The following is an 18,146-nucleotide window of genomic DNA, read 5'->3' on the forward strand; positions in this document are numbered from 1 at the left end:
CATGACCAACGGAGCGTCACGAAGACCGGTGCACAATGCCGGCCGCGCGTTTCACCGCCCCTCCTCCGCACCGATGCCTCGTTTCAACCGGTCCCTCACGCTGTGGACGTTCGCCCTGCTGGTGGCGAGCGTGCTCCTGGCGTGGCCGTTGCACGAAGCCCGGCACACGGGTCAGGCGATCGCCGAAATCGTCGGCGCGACGACGTCCTCTGGTGAGGGCATGACCTCCGACCCCGGCCCCAACGCCTTCGCCAACGCATTCGCCTTCGACGACCACGGCGATGCCGACGGCCTCGACGGCGGCAGCGGCGCCGGCGAGGTCAAGGGCGACGGCTGCGCGTGGTGCCTGTTCCATGCGCAACTCTTCGCCGCATCGGACACGCCGCTCGTCTTCAGCTTCCACGCGGAAGCGTCTCCCCCGCCCCTCGCACCGACCTGTGGCCTGCCCACCGGCCGCTGCGAGCTGGCCGCCCCTCCTCGAGGGCCACCCCGGGCCTAGGTTCCCGTCCTCTCCGGACGCCTGACCTCTCACGTCTTCACGGCTTCATCCGCACCCCCGGTGCCGGGTGACGGCCGCGCTTGGCGTCGACTTTCCTCTTCCCGGGCCTTCCCTCATGTACTCGAATCGTTCCTCTTCCCTCTCCACCCCCTTCGCGCCGACTCACCTCGCCCTCCTCCTCGCACTGGTCTTCGCGGTCGACATCGCGCACGCCGATGCGCCTGCTCCGGCCTCCGACACGCCCGCCGACGCTCAACCGCTGCGCCGCGTAGAAGTCTCCGGCAAGGCCGCCTCAACGATCCGCCAACCCGGCGACCGCAACGAGCTCAGCCTCAAGCCGACCGCCCTGCCCGGTTCCGTCCAGCACCTGAGCGAGGACGACATCGCCGCCACCAACATCGGCCGCGACATCTCCAACGTCTTCCGCCGCGTGCCGGGCGTCCTGGCCAACAACATCGACCAGGGCGAGACCGGCAACGGCTTCCGCATGCGCGGCTTCGCGACGCAGGGCACGCACGGCGCCGACACCGCCGTCTACGTCGACGGCGTGCCGCAGAACATCCCGTCCAGCCAGGGCGGCGCCGGCCACGGCCCCGTGTTCCTCGAATGGCTGGTCGGCGACCTCATCGGCGGCATCGACGTCGTCAAGGGACCGATCTCCGCGCTCTACGGCGACCAGAACCGCGCCGGCGCGGTGGACATCCGCACCCGCGACGGCGGCGCCGCGACGCCGTCCAGCCTCGGCGTCAGCGTCGAGCGCTACGGCTTGCGCCGCGCGACCCTCGTGCTCTCCAACACCTTGGGAGGAGGCACTGCCAGCGCCGTCGATCGGGCCTCCGGCAACGCATCGGGAAGCACGTTCCTCAGCGGGCTCCCGAAGATCGATTCGCTGCTCGTCGCCGACCTCTACCGCAACGACGGCTACCGGCGCGACTCCCGCACCGACCGCGACACCGTCTTCTGGAAGCTCGGCACCCGCATCGGCGACGCCCGCTACAGCCTGCGCGTCACCCGCTACGTCGCCGACTTCGCCGCCGCCGGCTACCTGCTGCTGCCCGATCTGGAGAAAGGGCTCGATCCACGCTCGACGCAGGCCAACAACCCGGGCTTCGGCAACGCGCGCCGGACCTCCCTGGTCCTGAACCGCGCGCCCGCCGAGGGCGACGCCGGCTGGTACGGCACCGCCTACGCCGAGCGCTTCGACCGCACGCGCGGCATCACCTCGAACGTCACGACGCACACCGTCGGCGTCGATCACCGCAACATCTTCGGCGGCCGCGTGCTGCAGAACTTCCGCCTCGGCGAGGACGCCGCGATCGCCGTCGGCGCCGAAGCGCGCGTCGACCGCGGCGACGCCTCGCGCCGGATCTTCGTCAACCGCGCGCCGACGCCCAACTACGTCAATGCGCAAGACCTGGACCTGCTCACCTACGGCGTCTTCGCGCAGGCGCAGTGGCGTCCCGTCCGCGACCTCAAGCTGAGCGCGGGCGCGCGCTACGACCGCTTCGACTACGACATCGACAACCTCAAGCTGCCGGCCGCCAGCACCGACTACCGCAAGGGCGTGCTGACGCCCAAGCTGGGCGCGTCGTGGTCGGTGCTGCCGACGCTGGAGCTGTTCGCCAACGTCGCGCAAGGCATGCGCTCGCCGGCCGCCGAGCAGATCAGCAGCAGCGGCGCGACCGGACCGCTGGGCGCGTCGGGCGGCGTCATCAGCCTGGTGGCCCCGAGCAAGGTCCGCTCCTACGACGCCGGTTTCACCACCGCGCCGCTGGCCGGCTGGACTGCGTCCGGTACCGCGTACTACATCCAGAACGACGACGAGATCACCGGCCAGCCCGACGGCTCCTTCAAGTCGGTCGGCGAGACGACCCGCAAGGGCGTGGAGCTCGAGACCCGCTGGCAGATCGCCGCGTCGACCAGTGTCTATGCCAGCCTCGGCCGCATCCTCGAAGCCAAGGTGAACAACCCCGCGGTCAACACCGGCGCGAAGCTGTCGGTGCCCGGCCGCCAGCTCAAGGGCGGCGTGCAGCACCGCTTCGCGCTCGGCGCCGGCCGGATGACGCTGAACGCCGATGCCTACTACATCGCCGGCATCCCCTGGTACGTCGGAACGCCGGCCACTCAGGAGCGCGAGATGCCCGTCTACACGCGCTACGACCTGCGCGCGACCTACGACTGGTCCTCGATGCAGGCGACGCTGTACGCGGTGTTCCAGCCCCACCGCTACGGCACCGAGATCGCCTACGGCAGCGCCGCCGGGCTGATGCTGTCGCCGGTGCCGCGCAGCACCGTCGGCGCCTCGTTGAAAGTGTTCTTCTGATGAGCGCCGCACCTTTGACGGACGCCGCTCCCTGCAGGAACGCCACGCCGCCGACGGGCGCCGCCCAGTCGCCGGACGCGAACCCGCTGCTCGAAACCCGACGCCTCGTCGTGCGGCGCGGCGCGCGCGTCACGCTGGACGCGCTGGACCTGCGCGTGCCGTCCGGCTGCGTGTACGCGCTGCTGGGCGGCAACGGCGCGGGCAAGACCACGACGCTCAACGCGCTGCTCGGCTTCGTGCCGGCGGCAGCCGGCCAGGCGCTGGTCGACGGCGTCGACGCCACGCGCGATCCGCAGGCGGCGCGCGCCCGGCTCGCCTACCTGCCGGAGAACGTCGCGCTCTACCCGTACCTGAGCGGCATCGAGAACCTGCAGTATTTCTGCACGCTCTCCGGATCGCGCATCGCCTTCGGCCGGGCCTGCGACCTGCTCGCCGCCGCCGGCCTGCCGGCCGAGGCGCATTCGCAGCGCGTCGCCGCGTACTCGAAGGGCATGCGGCAGAAGGTCGGCCTCGCGATCGCGAAGGCGCGCCAGGCGCGCGCCATGCTGCTGGACGAACCGACCTCCGGCCTCGACCCGGCGGCGGCCAACGAGTTCGCGCGCGGGGTGCTCGACGCCCGCGACGCCGGCATGGCGATCCTGATGGCGACCCACGACCTCTTCAATGCGCTGCAGGTCGCCGACCGCATCGGCATCCTCCGCGAGGGTCGCCTCGTCGCGGAGTTCGATGCGCGCGGCGTCGCGCATGACGAGCTCGAACGCATCTACCTGGAGCATGCGCGCGGCGGGCCCCGTGCCGTCGAGGAGACCTCGACATGATCGCTGCCCTCGTGATGAAGGAGACCTGCGCGCAGCTGCGCGACGGTCGGCTATGGGTGCTGGGCATCGCACTGGTGTTGCTCTTCGCTGCGATGCTCGCGCTGGCGCAGCAACGGCGCGAGACCGCCGAGCGGGAACGACGGGACGTCGAGACCGCGTCCCGCGCGCAATGGGACCACCAGGGCGACAAGCATCCGCACCGCGGCGCGCACTTCGGGCTGTATGCGTTCAAGCCGAGCGCGCCGCTGGCGGCGGTGGAGCCCGGCATCGATGCGCAGACCGGCCAGGCGATCTGGCTGGAGCCTCACAAGCGGAACATGGCGATGTTCGCCGCGGCGGCGGATGCCGCGCCATCGATCGGTCTCGGTGACCTGACGCCGGCGTTCGTGCTGAGCGCGCTGGTGCCGTTGCTGATCGCCGTATTCGGACACGGCGCCGTCACGCGAGAACGCGAATCCGGCACGCTGCGGATGCTGCAGGCGGTCGGGCTCCGGACGCGTCCCATGATCCTCGGCAAATGGCTGGGCCTGTGCGCCGCCGTATCGCTGGTGTTGCTGCCGGCACTGCTGCTCGGCGCCTGGCTGGTCGCCGACGGAAGGGACGCGATCAAGGCGTTCGAGGCGCTCGCGCTGGGCGCCTCGCTCGGCGCCGCGCTGCTCGTCTCCTGCGCCGTCTGGGCCGCGCTGACGGTGATCGTCTCCGCGCACTGTCGCAGTTCCCGCGCCGCGCTGCTGACGCTGACCGGCCTCTGGGTCGTCGCGGTGTTCCTCGTGCCGCGTCTGGGCGCGGCGGCGGTCGAACGCCTCGCGCCCTTGCCGACAGGCCAGGCATTCTGGTCGGCCATCGGCCGCGACATCGAGCACGGCCTGCCGGGCGACGGCGATGCGAAGCAACGCCTGAAGGCCTTCGAGGCCGATCTGCTCGTCCAGCACGGCGTGACGCGCCTGGAAGACCTGCCGCTGGGCGCGAACGCGGCGCGCCGCTTGTTCCGCGATGGCTACGCGGCACGCGTGCATGCCCTGCACTTCGACGCGTTGTGGGCCGCGCAGTTGCGCCAGCAGACGCTGCTGCGCGCGCTCACCGCGATCAGTCCCTACGCGCCGATGCGCGCGATCGGCGGCGCGCTGGCCGGTACGGACCTCGCGCATCGCCGGCATTTCGAGGAAGCGGCGGAGCGATACCGCCAGACCTTCACCTCGCGCATGGACGAATGGGACCGCGACGCCACGCGCGGTCTCACCTCCTTCGAGAGCCGCTACGCGGGCGACGCGCAGTGGCGGGCGATCCCGGCGTGGACCTACGAGCCACCCGGGTGGCGCTTCACCTTCGGCGCGGCACTGCCCGATCTCGGACTGCTGGCGCTCTGGCTCGCGGCAGCGGTCGCGGGCTTGCTGCTGAGCGCGCGGAGGTTGGTCCCATGAACGCCCACTTCATGAACGCTCTCCCCTTGAACCTTCGTGCGGCGATCCTTCGTCCCACGACCCTCATTCCCGACCTCGACACCTGGCGCGCCGAAGGCATGCGATTGCGACGACAGCCGCTCGCATGGATTGCCTTGGGCGCGCTGCTGCTGGCGCTGCTGGTCGCCGCCGTGTCCGCGGGTTTCGAGGCCCGCGACTGGAGACGCGCCGCGGCGGCCGACGAGGCGCGACGCACGACGCTCATCGATGCCGCCGTCGCGCAGGCCCGCGCGGCGACACCCGGTCCCGCCGCCGCGCAGGCGACCTACCAGCTCGGCCGCGGAGACCTGGGCGCGACGCGCATGACGGTCGGCGACGGGCTCGGGCTCGGCGGCCATCGACTGCGCGTGCTGCCGGTGCAGTTGAAGGCGACGCTGGACAGCCGGCATGTCGACGCGCGGCCGCCCGGTCCGTTGCGCAACCCGCTGCTCGTCGACAGCAGTCTGCCCGGCGTTCCCGCGATGGTGGCGCTGCTGCTGCCGCTGGTCGCATTGGCGTTGTGTGCCGGACTGCTGCAGGAGGAGCGCGAGCAGGGCCGCCTCGGCCTGCTGCGCGTGCAGGCGCGCCGCGGCATGCTGCCGGTGATCCTGGCGGCGCTGGGGTGGCGGTTCCTCGCGCTGTGGGCGACGGCCTGGATCGCGACGCTGCCAGCCCTGCTGCTCGATCCGGACGGGAGTGCGGCCGTGGTCGGAGACTGGGCGCTCGCGCTGGCAGCTTTCTGCGGCTCATGGGTCGCGTTGGGCGGACTGCTTTCCGCGCTGCCGTTGTCCGGACCGGCTGCGATGCTCACCGCGTTGGGGCTGTGGCTGACGCTGACCTTCGTCGTCCCCGCCGGTCTGGTGTGGGGCGCCCAGCGCGAGGCGCCCATGCCGTCCCGTCTGGCCGCGATCGTTCAGATCCGTCAGGCGCAACAGAACAGCGAGGTCCACGAGGACGCCCTCGCCCGCGACTGGTACGGACGACATCCGACGATCCCCGCGCAGCTGCCGGCGGTGTGGCCCGCGAGCTTCGTCCCGCGGGTGCTCGCCCAGGACCGCGTGCTGCGACCGCTGATGCGGCGCTTCGACGACGCGCGCCTGCGGCAGGCGGCGTGGATCGAGCGTTGGTCGTGGCTGTCGCCGGGACTTGCACTGACGCTGCGCGGCGAACGGCTCGCCGGCACCGACGTCGCCAGCCACGTCCGCTACCTGCGCGAGGTCGACGCCTTCGAGGATCGCTGGCGGGACGCCCTCGTCCCGCCCGTGATGGACCGGCGCGGGATCAGCGCGGAGGCGCTGGCGGCCTTGCCGACGTTCCCGCCGATCCCGTCGTTCCCGACGCCGCGGACGTCCCCGCGTTCCGCGCCGGGATCCACATCCCCAGCAGCGTCGCCGCCAGCATCGCCAGCAAGCCCGTGACCGCGATGCCGCCGGCCAGGGACGCCGTCGCCACCAGCGCCGACAGCAGCGCGGGTCCGCAGGATCCGCCGACGTCGGACAGGAAGCGCCACACCGCGAGGAAGTAGGCGCGGCCGTGGCGCGGCGCGTGGTCGGCGCCCAGCGTCATGATCAGGCCCGAGCCGATGCCGTTGCCGAAACCGATCGCGGTCGCGGCGATCAGCAGCGTCGTGAAGCCGACGGTGAACGGCATCGCCAGCAGCGCCATGCCGATGATGGCCATCGACGGCACGGCCACCCAGCGGCGGCCCTTCAGGTCCATCACGCGGCCGGCCGGGTAGAACAGCAGCATCTCGATGCCGCCGGAGATGCCGTAGATCAGCGAGGTCACCGCCGGCGCCAGCATCAGGTGGTCCGCCCACAGCGGGATCACCGCCTGCCGCGACGCGCGCACGGCGCTGACCAGCATCACGCCCAGGCCCAGCGTCAGGAAGACCTTGCGGTGGTCGGCCACGATGGACTTCAGCGAGACCGGCGCCGGCGCGGCGCCGCCCGCGGGATGCGGCGGCGCCTCCAGGTCCGGCAGCCGCGCGCCGATGGCCGCCGCGGCCAGCACGCCCGCGATGCCCACGCCGAAGGCGGCCTGCAGCCCGAAGGCGTGCACGGCCGCCGCCGACAGGAACGGACCGATGAACATGCCGATCCGCATCACGCCGCCCAGCGTGGACAGCGCCCGCGCCCGGTAGGCGGCCGGGACGGCCTCGGTCAGGTAACTCTGGCGCGCCAGGTTGTAGACGGCCTGGGACATGCCCACCATGAAGCAGCCGATGCCCAGCGCCAGCACGCCGGGCAGCAGCACGGCCAGCGCCATGCCCAGGGCGCTCCAGACGCCCGCCGCGACGATCGCCCAGCGCTCGCCCCAGCGCATGGTGATCACCGACGCGGGGATGTTGTTGAGCAGCGAGCCCAGCCCGATCAGCGTCACCACGAAGGCCGCCATCGACACCGACGCGCCCAGGTCCCGCGCCATCAGCGGCACGATCGGCAGGATCGCGCCCTCGCCCAGTCCGAACAACATCGACGGCCCGAACGCCGGCACGGCGATCTTGCGGAAGGAGAACTCGGCTTCAGACGTTGCGGAAGGTGTCGACATCGGGCGTGAATCGGGCTTGGATCGGCTGCGGGCAAGCGGAAAAAGGCGGCCATGACGATAAGCGAGGTCCGTACCAGCGGGCGGCGCTCTTCGCCCGCAGCCCCCATTTCAAGCCTCTTGCGCCCTCTTCCGCCTTGTCGGTCCGCCCGTTGTTCGCACCGGTCCTCACGCCATGACTGCAGGGACCGTGGCCGGTCCGCCGCTTTCAAGCCGTTGCAATCGCATACCTCGAAATGGTGAAAGCGCTTTCAGAATCCACGGCTTTTCCCTAGGATGGTTGGCGCAGGAGAGAAGTCGCGGACCCGTTGGAGCGTCGCAGAACGTTCCACGGACTGCGTCGATCGGTGCCTCCAGCACACCATCGAAACCTCTTGGAGCCTTCATGAATCGTCTCCTCTCCTGGCTGGGCGCCTGCCTGGCCTTCCTGGTGCTGAGCGTCAGCGTGCCCACGCAGGCGCAGACCAACGCGAGCTTCTCGCACGGCGTCGCGTACAACGGCAGCCAGGCCTCGCTCTGGTTCAAGTCCAACGTCGCGACCACCTGGGTCGACGCGCATTACCAGCTCAACGGCGGTGCGCAGCAGAACCTGCGCATGCCCTTCAACGGCGGCGCGGCGCGCTACGAGCTGACACTGCCCGGCGCGCCCCTGGGCACCCGCGTGGACTACTGGTTCACCTACAACAACGGCAACCCGGCCTATGACAGCGCGCGCTTCACCGCGACGGTCACGGCCGGCGGCGGCACGACCGATCCGGGCACGCCGACCAATCCGGGCAATCCAGGGAATCCGGGCAACCCGGCCGACTGGAACGCCAGGACCACCTTCAAGATCGAGAACGCGACCAACGGCCGCTGGCCCGATTCGCAGGTGTACTGGGCCATCATCGGCAAGAGCTGGCAGACGGGCGAGTTCGTGCACGTGGACGCCGGCGGCAACGTCGTGCCCATGCGCCTGTCCGACAACACGGTGACGAAGAACGGCCGCAAGTACGCCAACTACTTCTTCCCGCTGTCGCAGACGAAGCAGATCACGATCCCGCCGGTGAACTCGGCGCGCGTGCTGATGTCGGTCGGCAGCCCCATGTTCATCGAGGTCAACACCGACGGCGCGGGCAACATCGCCTACGCCGGCGCCAACATCGAAAACTCGAGCGATCCCAACCTGGACGTCATCTTCGACTTCGGTGAATTCGCGCTCATTCCCAAGGGCCAGCCGGACCAGGGCATCTTCATCAACACCACGCGCGTGGACCATTTCGGCTTCCCGCTGAAGCTGCGCGTGCAGGGTCTGGGCGGCTACGACAAGACGGTGGGAGAGCCGCTGACCGAATCGCGCGATGCGCTGTTCACCAAGTTCCAGCAGGAAGTGCCGGTCGAGTTCCGCAGCCTGGCGGATCCCAACTTCCCGAACGTCCCTTACCGTACCCGCATCCTGGCGCCTGCGCATGCGAGCTTCCGCCCGGGCGACGTGAACGGTGCCTACCTGGACGGCTACATCGGCGACATGTGGAACCGTTTCAAGACGCAGGACCTGGTCTTCACGCTGGACAACCTGGGCACCTTCCGCGGTCGCGTGGACGGCAGCACCAACCGCTTCGTCTTCACCGGCGGGCGTTCCAACGGCACGTACTACATCAACGGCAAGCCCAACACGGCCGAGGTGTTCCTGGGTGCGGGCAAGCTGGACGATCCGCGCAAGCCCGACGGCAGCTTCCAGGTCGACACGCCGGCCGACGCGGCGAAGTCGATCCAGCTGCAGATCCAGGCGCAGGTGTGCGCGGCGCTGAACCGCCACGTGCTGGCGACGCCGGCGGACTGGTACCGTCCGGCGGCCTTCTACCCGGCCGGCACGCGCGGCAACTGGTTCGCCAAGTTCTGGCATGACCACTCGATCAAGGGCACGGAAGGCGCTGCCAACGGCTACGGCCTGGCATACGGCTTCGCCTACGACGACGTCGGCGGCTTCAGCCCGTCCCTGCACACGAACGCGCCGACGACGGTGACGTACACGATCGGCTGGTAAGCCGCACCAGCGCAACACCTGCCCCCGCAGATCTCGGTCCGCAGTCTGCGGCTGTGAGTGGGGCCGGAATGGTGCTGGGGGTTCCCGGAGGGACGCCCCCTGCGCCGTGGAGTGCCCGCGCCTGGCCTCCCGCAGTTGAAAGGCCTCGCCTCCCGGCGAGGCCTTTTTCCTTATTGGAGATGCTTCGCCAGGAAGCGCTCCATCCGCCCGTAGAAATCGACCTCCGTCGACAGCTTGCGCCAGCCGTGGCCTTCGCCCTCGTAGGTGACGTATTCGAGGTCCGTGTGCCCTGCCTTGTCGAGCGCGCGGCGGAAGTCCGACGCGTGGTCGATGGGCACGCGGCGATCGTCATAGCCGTGGGCCAGCAGCACTGGCGCCTTCAGGTCGGCGGCGCGGCGCAGCGGCGAGGTGCGACGCAGCATCTCGGCGTCCTTCACCCGATCGCCGACCAGCGCCGGCAGGCCGTATCGACGTCCCGCTTCGCTCTCATCGCTCCAGTCCAGGCTGAACAGGTAGTCGAGGTCGGTGACGCCGGCCCAGCTCACGCCGCAGCGGTACTGGCCCGGGTCCTTGATCAGGCCCATCAGGGTCGCGTAGCCGCCATAGCTCGCGCCGGCGATGCAGACGCGCTTCGCGTCGACCCAGCCCTGCTTGACCGCCCACGCCAGCGCATCGCTGAGATCGTCGATCATGCCTTCGCCCCACTGCTTCATGCCTGCCCGGAACAGCTTGCTCCCGTAGCCGTAGCTGCCGCGGAATTCGGGCTCGATGACGACGTAGCCGCGCGAGGCCAGGAACTGCGCCTCCGCCTTCCAGCCCCAGGTGGTGCCGCGCACGAACGGACCGCCGTGCACCAGCACCACCGCCGGACGCGGTCCATCCGCCTTGCCGCGCGGCATCGTGACCGTCACCGGGATCTCCAGCCCGTCGCGCGCGACGATGCGGCTCTGCTCGACGTGCGCCATGTCGGCGGCGCGTATCCACGGGCGCGACGCGCCGATCGAGCTCAGCTTCTTCGCGGCGTGGTCGTAGAAGAAGTATTCCTCCGGCTGCGTGTCCGACATCGAAGTCACCAGCACGCGACCTGTCTTGAGGCAGCGCCGGCATTGCAGCGTGTTGATGCGCCCGGGCAGCGCGCCGTCGACGTTGGCCTGCATCTGCTTGAGCGTCGCATCGAACCAGTGCGTGTTGGGCGCGTCGCTGACGAAGTGCAGGCCGAGCAGGCGCCGGCTTTCCGCGTCGAAGACGGCTTCGCCGTCGAAGTCGAAGCCCGCCAGCGACACCAGCGGCTCGGCCTCCTTCTTCAGGGTCTTGGGATCGATGCGATACAGCGCGTCGGTGCCCGATGAGCTGCTGATGACCAGACGGAGGTCGCGGCCGTCGGACGCCAGCGGCGTGACGGTCGGCGAGGTGACGTAGTTGCCCTCCTGCGCCAGCGTCCAGGTGCCGTCGGCCGTCTTGAAGTAGAGGGCCTCGCGGTCCTCATCGCGCGTCTTCAGCGCCCACGGTTCGCCGACGGGGTCGAGGTTCCAGCCGACGGCGTTCTCGGGGGACTTGGTGTCCAGCATGCGGCGCTGCTGCGTCTCGACGTTGAGGCGCGCCAGCTGCACCGACTTCAGATCGCCGCGCGCGTCGTACCGGCCGTAGCCGACGATGACCTCGCCGGTGTCGTCGTCCGGCGTGCCGAGGAAAACCCATTCGTAGGGCAGCGCCCGCGAGATGACGCGCGTCTCGCCGGTCTGCCCTTGCGCGTAGCGGGTCATGATCAGCTGGCGGCGTTCGGAGCCGTCGCGCTTGACGGTCCACAGGCCCGCGGTGTTGTAGTCGCTGCGCTTGCCCGCCTGGTCCTTGCCGGACGTGAAGACGAGGCGGTTGCTGCCGACCCAGTCGAAGCGCGCGATGTCGGAATCGACGAAGCTGGCGACCTGCGTGGCGCGGCCGCCCTGGTCCAGCTCGATCACCGCGAGCGCGCTGCGATCGTGCTGCGCGCTGCTGACGACCAGCGCGATGGCGCGGCCGTCCGGCGAGATCTTGGGACGCCGCATCATCGGATCGCGGAAGAAATCGGCGATCGAGGGCGGAGCGCCCTTGTTCGCCGCTGCGGCCGCAGCAGCCGCAGCGGGTTGTGCCGCCTGCGCGTTCGCGGCCCCGTTCATCAATCCTAGCGTGCCGATCGCCACACACACGGACGCATGCGCCCAGGCGGCAAGGCGCCGCCGACGAGATTGATTCATTCCTCTCTCCCTCATTCCAAGAAACGCTTTTTTGAATGCGCGCATTCTTGGGGAGATCGCCCGGCGCCGGCACCGGGTCGATCCATGAGAGAGAGGGACTCGTGGACGTGTTAAGGCAGCGTTAGCAGCTGCCGCCGCTCTTCAAGCTCTTCAGGCACCAGCGCTCCGTCCCGCTGGTCGTGTCGTTGCCCCAATACGTCGGCGTGTAGTTCCAGATCGGCCCGCCCCACGGCAGGCTGGGGTTGTAGGTCATGCTGGTCACGTAGACGTAGTTGGCCGTCGTGCCGCGCAGCGTCGCCTGCATCTGCGCCTGCGTCGCGGAGTGGATCAGGAGCCAGGTCTTGACGTTGAGCGAGGTCGCCAGGTTCTGCACGTCGCCGTTGAGCCAGCTTGCGCCGTTGAGGTAGTCGGCGTACGCGGCCTCGTACATCACGATGTGCTCGCCGGATTGCGCCGCGCTGACGAAGCAGCCGCTCGCGCCCGGCCAGCCCGCGTTCCAGACCTTGATGCCGCCCGCGCCCGAGCCCGACACCATCGAACGCACGTTGGCCCACTTCGACGGCGTGCCGCTGCACTTCTGCGCGTCGCTCAGCGCGGCGTCGTCGTGCGCGGCCTCGTCGAAGAAGAAACCGTCCACGCCGCCCAGCGTGTTCTTGTAGGCCGAGAGCTCGGCGGGAATCGCGTTGTAGCGCGCGAGTTCGTCCGCGGTGTTGCGGTCGTAGCCGGTCGGCACGTAGCCCAGCACCTTGCCGCCCTGCGCGCGGATGTTGGCGATGACCGCCTTCCAGTTGGTCACCTGGCTCGCGCTCAGTCCCTGCGCCCCGCTGTTGGGATTGATGACGACGTAGCTGCCCGAGGGCACCTGGCCGCCGTAGGTGCTGGCGGTCTCGCCCCAGTAGGCGATCAGGCCGAAACCGGTCGGCGCCGCCGCGGCCGTGGTCGCGAATCCGGCGGCCGCGCCGGCCAGCGCGACGACGGCGGAAAGACGGGTGAACGTGTTGAACGCCGAGTTGAACCTGGCGTTCGGACGCGTGGCTTGCTTCATGAAGTCCCCTGGTCGTGGTGAATGACCAGGCCAGTCTAGAAAGTCACCGAATTCTTTCGAATATCGTTTACGCCACGTTTTTTTCTTTCCTTACAACATAAATCGAAAGCTTTATTTTCGATTTATTCGAAAGCGAAAATCACCGCCACGCGCTCCTGCAGACCTCCGGCGCTTGAGGAATACTTCGCCGCTGTCGCGCTCGAACACGGTCTCCCGACCGTCTCCACACCCACAAGAACGGGCGCGCACGCACACGAATCCAGGGAGCAACAGATGACCATCACCCGCCGCCTCGGCCTGCCCTTCATGCTGGCGATCGCCGCCGCGCTGAGCACCGGCTGCGCCACGCATTCCGGGGAAACCGCCGCCCGCGAACAGCAGGCCTCGATCGACCTGCAACGCGCCGGTGCGCGTCAGGCGAGCGGTGCCGCACAGGACCGCAGCGACCGCGCCCGCGCGAGCAGCAACTGCGACGGCTTCATCGAGTGCCTGCTCACCGCGCTGCTCCAGGGCGAGGCGTCGCCGAAGTCGGGGCGCTGAGCCCCCACCCCGGCGCACGGCGCCATCACTGCGCCGTCATTGCACCGTCATTGCGTCCAACGGCCGCCGAGCGCCCTGAGCAACGCCACGCGATTGCTCTGCTCGGTCTGACGCAGCGTCACGAGCGCGCGCTTGGCCGTCGTCAACTGACGTTGCGCGTCGAGCAATTCCAGCTGGCTGCTGCCGCCGAGGCGGTAGCTGCGTTCAGCCAGACGTTGCGACTGCTCCGCCGCATCGACCTGCGCCTGTTGCGCATCCAGCCGCTCCGCGAGCTGGTCGCGCACCGCCAGCGCATCCGCGACTTCGCGGAAGGCCGATTGCAGCGCGGACTCGTAGCCCGCCAGCGCCTCCCGCCGGCTGGCCTCGCTGACCTCGACCTGCGCGCGGCGCTGGCCGCCGTCGAAGATCGGCAGATCGATCTGCGGCACGATGCTCCACACGCCGCTGCCGCTCTTGAAGAGGCCGTCCAGATCGGGACTGCGCGTGCCGGCGCTGGCCGTCAGCGTCAGGCGCGGGAAGCGCGCCGCGCGCGCCGCACCGACGTCGAAGGCCGCCGCACGCAGGCGCTGCTCGGCTGCGCGCAGGTCGGGACGCTGCAGCAGCACCTCGGCGGGCAGGCCGCCGGGGATGGCCGGCAACGCCGTCACGCCCGAGGCCGTCGCAGCGCCCGAAGCGCTTGAACCGTTCGAGGCGTTGGAGGCGTTGGATAGGCTCGTTGCGCCTTGCGCCTCCTGCGCGGTCGGCAGCAGCCGATCCGGCAGCGGCTGACCGACGAGCAGCTCCAGCTGGAGTCGCGCCTGCGTCACTGCGCCCACGCTTTCCGCCGCGTCGCCGCGCGCGGATTCGAAGGCCGTGCGCGCACGTGCACGATCGAGTCCGGAAGCCGCGCCCAGCGCGTACTGACGCTCCGCCAGGTCCAGCGACCGCTGCTGGCTGTCGCGCAATTCCTGGTTGAGGGCCAGGCGTTGCTGCGCCGCCGCCAGCGACAACCACGCGGTCGCGACCTCTGCGGCCAGGCTCAGCCGCGCGCTGCGCTGCGTCTCCTGCTCGGCGAGGAAGCGCGACAGCGCCGCGCCTTCCAGGCTGCCCAGGCGGTTGAAGAGATCGATCTCGTAGCTGGCCAGGCCGAGGTTGACGCCGTAGGTCGTCGTCGCGCCTTCGCCGTTGATCGTGCGCTGGCGCGTCGCGGACGCGCCGACGCCGATCTCCGGCAGACGGTCTGCCGCGGTCACGCGGTACTGCGCCCGCACGCGCTCGACGGCGGCCGCGCTCGCGCGCAGGCTGCGGTTCTGGTCGAGCGCCGTCGCGACCACCTCGTCCAGTCGCGCATCGGCGAAGAAGCCGCGCCACTCGTGCGAGGCCGCGGGGGCAGAAGGCGCTGGCTCGGCGGCCGATGCCGCCTTCGGACGGAAGTCTTCCCGAAGCGGGGGACGCGGTGTGTCGGTGCTCGGAACGAGGCTGCCGCAGGCGCTCAGGCCCAACAGCAGCGGCAGGAGGGCGACGGTCTTCATGCCTTCACCTCCGACGCCTTGGCTGCATCGTCCGGAGTCGGTTCAACGTGCTTGGCCCGGCTGAAGCGCTGCTTCACCCACAGATAGAACAGAGGCACGAAGAAGATCCCCAGCAGCGTCGCGCTGCCCATGCCGCCGAGCACGCCGACGCCGATGGCGCGTTGCGAGCCCGAGCCCGCGCCGCTCGCGAAGGCCAGCGGCAGCACGCCCATCATGAAGGCCAGCGAAGTCATCAGGATGGGCCGCAATCGCTGCCGGCACGCCTTCAAGGTCGCCTCCAGCACGCTCATCCCCTGCCCGCGCAAGGTCTCGGCGAACTCCACGATCAGGATCGCGTTCTTCGCCGAAAGACCCACCGTCGTCAGCAACCCGACCTGGAAGAACACATCGTTCTGCTGCCCGCCGAGGTGGCTGGCCGCGAGCGCGCCAATGATGCCCAGCGGCACCACCAGCATCACGCTGAACGGCACGGACCAGCTCTCGTACAGGGCCGCCAGGCACAGGAAGATGAACAGCACCGACACGGCATACAGCATCGGCGCCTGGTCGCCCGAGAGCCGCTCCTGGTAGCTGCGGCCGGACCACTCGAAGCCGACGCCCGGAGGCATCTCGCGCAGGATGGATTCCATCGCCTTCATCGCCGCGCCCGAGCTCACGCCCGGCGGTACGTCGGCCTGGATTTCATACGCCGCGCTGCCGTTGTAGCGGACCAGCTGGCGCGGGCCGTTCTGCCAGGTCGCCGTGGCGAAGGCGTTGAACGAGACCATCGCGCCGCTGGCGTTGCGCACGTACCAGTGGCGCAGCGCGTCGGGATCGGCGCGGTAGGCGCCCTCGCCCTGCACCAGCACGCGTTTCACGCGGCCGCGGTCGATGAAGTCGTTGACGTAGCTGCTGCCCAGCGCGATCGACAGCGTGTCGTTGATCGTCGTCGTCGCCACGCCCAGCGTGCCCGCCTTGTGGTCGTCGATGTTGATCTGCAGCTGCGGCGTCTCGGTCAGGCTGTTGATGCGCGCGCGCGCCAGCTCGGGATGCTTGTTGGCCTCGTCGATCAGGCGCTCGCGCGCCTCGGCCAGCGCCTCGCTGCCGACGCCGCCCAGGTCCTGCAGGAAGAGCTGGATGCCGGAGCTGCCGCCAAGGCCGCGCACCGTCGGCGGCTGCACGATGAAGATGTTGGCGTCCCGGATCTTCTTGCCCAGTTCGCGGCTGAAGCGCTCGGCCAGCGCCGCGGCGCCCTGCGCCTTCTCGGGCCGCTCCTTCCAGTCGGTCAGCCGGATGAAACCCTGCCCCGAGCCCTGGTCGCCGTTGGCGCCGCGCACGAGGTTGTAGAACTGCACTTCCTTCTGCTCGCCCAGGTAGGCCTCCATCGCCTGCGCGACCGCTTCCATGCGCTCGGCCGTGGCGCCCGGCGCCATGCGGACCTGCATCTGCAGGCTGCCCTGGTCCTCGTCCGGCAGGAAGGAGGTCGGCAGCGACTTGTACAGCAGCGCCATCCCGCCGATCAGCAGCAGATAGACGAGGAAACTGCGCACGCCGCGCGCCGTCAGCCAGCGCACGCGCGCCGTGTAGCGGTCGCTGAACTTGTCGAACTGGCGGTTGAAGCCGCCGAAGAACCAGTCCAGCTGCTTGCCGAACGGCCCGCCGTGCGCCGCATGCTCGCCCTTGTGCACGGGCTTGAGCAGCGTCGCGCACAGCGCCGGCGACAGGCTCATCGCCACCAGCACCGACAGGATCATCGCGCTCACCACCGTGATCGAGAACTGGCGGTAGATGATGCCGGTCGAGCCGCCGAAGAAGGCCATCGGGATGAACACCGCCGACAGCACGACCGCGATGCCGACCAGCGCGCCGCTGATCTCCTTCATGCTCTCGCGGGTCGCGTCGCGCGGGCTCATGCCCTCCTCGCGCATCAGGCGCTCGACGTTCTCGACCACGACGATCGCATCGTCCACCAGCAGCCCGATGGCCAGCACCAGCCCGAACATCGTCAGCGAGTTGATCGAGTACCCCGCCACCGCCAGCACGCCGAAGGTGCCCAGCAGCACGACCGGCACGGCGATCGCCGGCACCAGCGTCGCGCGCAGGTTCTGCATGAACAGGTACATGATCGCCACGACCAGCACCATCGCCTCGACCAGCGTGTGCACCACGCCCTCGATGGACACGCTGATGAACGGCGTCGTGTCGTAGGTGATGGTCGACTTCATCCCGTGCGGGAAGAAGGGTTCGAGCTCCGCCAGCTTGGCCTTCACCAGCTCCGCGGTCTTGAGCGCGTTCGCGCCGCTGGCCGGCAGGATGGCCATGCCCGCTGCCGTCTGACCGGTGCTCTTGACGTTGGTGGTGTAGCTGTCGCGACCCAGCTCCACGCGGGCGACGTCGCCCAGCTTCAGCGCGGAGCCGTCGGGCTGCACGCGCAGCACGATGTTGCGGAACTGCTCGGCCGTGGTGAGCTTGGCGCGCGCGGTGATGATGGCCGTCAGGCGCTGGCCCTCGGGCGCCGGCTGGGCGCCGAGCTGGCCGGCCGAGACCTCGGTGTTCTGCGCCAGCAGCGCGCTGCGGATGTCGCCCGGGACCAGCGCGTAGCGCTGCAGCTGCGCCGGGTTCAGCCAGATGCGCATCGCATAGCCGGAGCCGAAGACGTTGACGTCGCCCACGCCCTCGATGCGACTGACGATGTCGACCAGCGTGCTGGACAGGTAGTCGCCCAGGTCGGCGGAGGTCACCGCCGGGTTGTCGCTGGTCAGCATGATGACCATCAGGTTCTCGGTGCCCGCCTTGGTCACGCGCACGCCCTGCGCCTGCACCGCCTGCGGCAGCCGCGACAGCGACTGCGAGACCTTGTTCTGGACCTGCATCTGCGCCAGGTCCGGATCCGTGCCGGCGACGAAGCTCAGCACCGTGCTGGCGCCGCCGGAGGCGTTGCTGCTGGACTCGATCGAGAACAGGCCGTCGATGCCCTTGAGGTTCTGCTCGATGACCTGCGTCACCGAGTCCTCGATGGCCTTGGCGGCCGCGCCCGGGTAGCTGGTGTTGATGGAGATGCGGGTGGGCGCGATGTCGGGGTAGCGTTCCAGCGGCAGGATGCGCACCGCGGCGGCGCCCGCCAGCATGATCACGATCGCGATGACCCACGCGAAGATGGGCCGGTCGATGAAGAACGAGGCCAT

The 18,146-nt window shown here is 69.8% G+C and carries 11 protein-coding genes and 1 pseudogene; 7 read left to right on the plus strand and 5 right to left on the minus strand.

Annotated features, from left to right (window positions below):
- Positions 1 to 73: 73 nt before the first annotated feature.
- From ACQZ13_RS16125 to ACQZ13_RS16145, 5 genes and pseudogenes are all read left to right on the plus strand, one after another.
- Positions 74 to 499, plus strand: a complete 426-nt coding sequence (locus tag ACQZ13_RS16125) for a DUF2946 family protein (protein ID WP_431046121.1) — start codon at positions 74 to 76, stop codon at positions 497 to 499.
- A 115-nt stretch (positions 500 to 614) separates the two neighbouring features.
- Positions 615 to 2,822, plus strand: coding sequence for a TonB-dependent receptor (locus ACQZ13_RS16130; protein WP_431046123.1), 2,208 nt, complete (start codon positions 615 to 617; stop codon positions 2,820 to 2,822).
- The gene (locus tag ACQZ13_RS16135; protein WP_431046125.1) at positions 2,822 to 3,640 is read left to right on the plus strand and encodes an ABC transporter ATP-binding protein; all 819 of its coding nucleotides are present in this window, start codon (positions 2,822 to 2,824) and stop codon (positions 3,638 to 3,640) included. The genes ACQZ13_RS16130 and ACQZ13_RS16135 overlap by 1 nt, the downstream gene beginning before the upstream one ends.
- Positions 3,637 to 5,061, plus strand: a complete 1,425-nt coding sequence (locus tag ACQZ13_RS16140; protein ID WP_431046127.1) for a DUF3526 domain-containing protein — start codon at positions 3,637 to 3,639, stop codon at positions 5,059 to 5,061. Before ACQZ13_RS16135 ends, ACQZ13_RS16140 begins: the two co-directional genes overlap by 4 nt.
- A gap of 905 nt (positions 5,062 to 5,966) precedes the next feature.
- A pseudogene (locus tag ACQZ13_RS16145) lies at positions 5,967 to 6,335 on the plus strand (DUF3526 domain-containing protein); the annotation flags it as partial.
- Between the two features lie 25 nt (positions 6,336 to 6,360).
- Here the strand turns inward: ACQZ13_RS16145 and ACQZ13_RS16150 are convergent.
- Positions 6,361 to 7,629 (minus strand): MFS transporter, encoded by a 1,269-nt coding sequence (locus ACQZ13_RS16150; RefSeq protein ID WP_431046129.1) that lies wholly within the window; start codon positions 7,627 to 7,629, stop codon positions 6,361 to 6,363.
- 382 nt (positions 7,630 to 8,011) lie between these two features.
- Between ACQZ13_RS16150 and ACQZ13_RS16155 the strand changes: the two genes are divergently transcribed.
- Positions 8,012 to 9,652: a glycoside hydrolase family 64 protein gene (locus tag ACQZ13_RS16155; protein WP_431046131.1), complete on the plus strand. Its 1,641-nt coding sequence runs from the start codon at positions 8,012 to 8,014 to the stop codon at positions 9,650 to 9,652.
- A gap of 170 nt (positions 9,653 to 9,822) precedes the next feature.
- On the opposite strand, the gene ACQZ13_RS16160 is transcribed toward ACQZ13_RS16155, so the two are convergent.
- Both ACQZ13_RS16160 and ACQZ13_RS16165 read right to left on the minus strand, forming a co-directional pair.
- A complete protein-coding gene (locus ACQZ13_RS16160; protein WP_431046133.1) occupies positions 9,823 to 11,886 on the minus strand; it encodes an alpha/beta fold hydrolase in 2,064 nt (687 codons plus the stop codon).
- 121 nt (positions 11,887 to 12,007) lie between these two features.
- Complete coding sequence (locus ACQZ13_RS16165) at positions 12,008 to 12,931, minus strand: spherulation-specific family 4 protein (protein WP_431046135.1); 924 nt, start codon at positions 12,929 to 12,931, stop codon at positions 12,008 to 12,010.
- 273 nt (positions 12,932 to 13,204) lie between these two features.
- Between ACQZ13_RS16165 and ACQZ13_RS16170 the strand changes: the two genes are divergently transcribed.
- Positions 13,205 to 13,471, plus strand: a complete 267-nt coding sequence (locus tag ACQZ13_RS16170; RefSeq protein WP_431046137.1) for a hypothetical protein — start codon at positions 13,205 to 13,207, stop codon at positions 13,469 to 13,471.
- Between the two features lie 47 nt (positions 13,472 to 13,518).
- Here ACQZ13_RS16170 and ACQZ13_RS16175 read toward each other — a convergent pair whose 3' ends face one another.
- On the minus strand, positions 13,519 to 14,982 hold the full coding sequence (locus ACQZ13_RS16175; RefSeq protein ID WP_431046139.1) for an efflux transporter outer membrane subunit: 1,464 nt from the start codon (positions 14,980 to 14,982) through the stop codon (positions 13,519 to 13,521).
- Positions 14,979 to 18,146, minus strand: a complete 3,168-nt coding sequence (locus tag ACQZ13_RS16180) for an efflux RND transporter permease subunit (protein WP_431046141.1) — start codon at positions 18,144 to 18,146, stop codon at positions 14,979 to 14,981. The genes ACQZ13_RS16175 and ACQZ13_RS16180 overlap by 4 nt, the downstream gene beginning before the upstream one ends.

The organism is Roseateles sp. L2-2 (assembly GCF_050613215.1).
GTDB lineage: Bacteria > Pseudomonadota > Gammaproteobacteria > Burkholderiales > Burkholderiaceae_C > Roseateles > Roseateles noduli.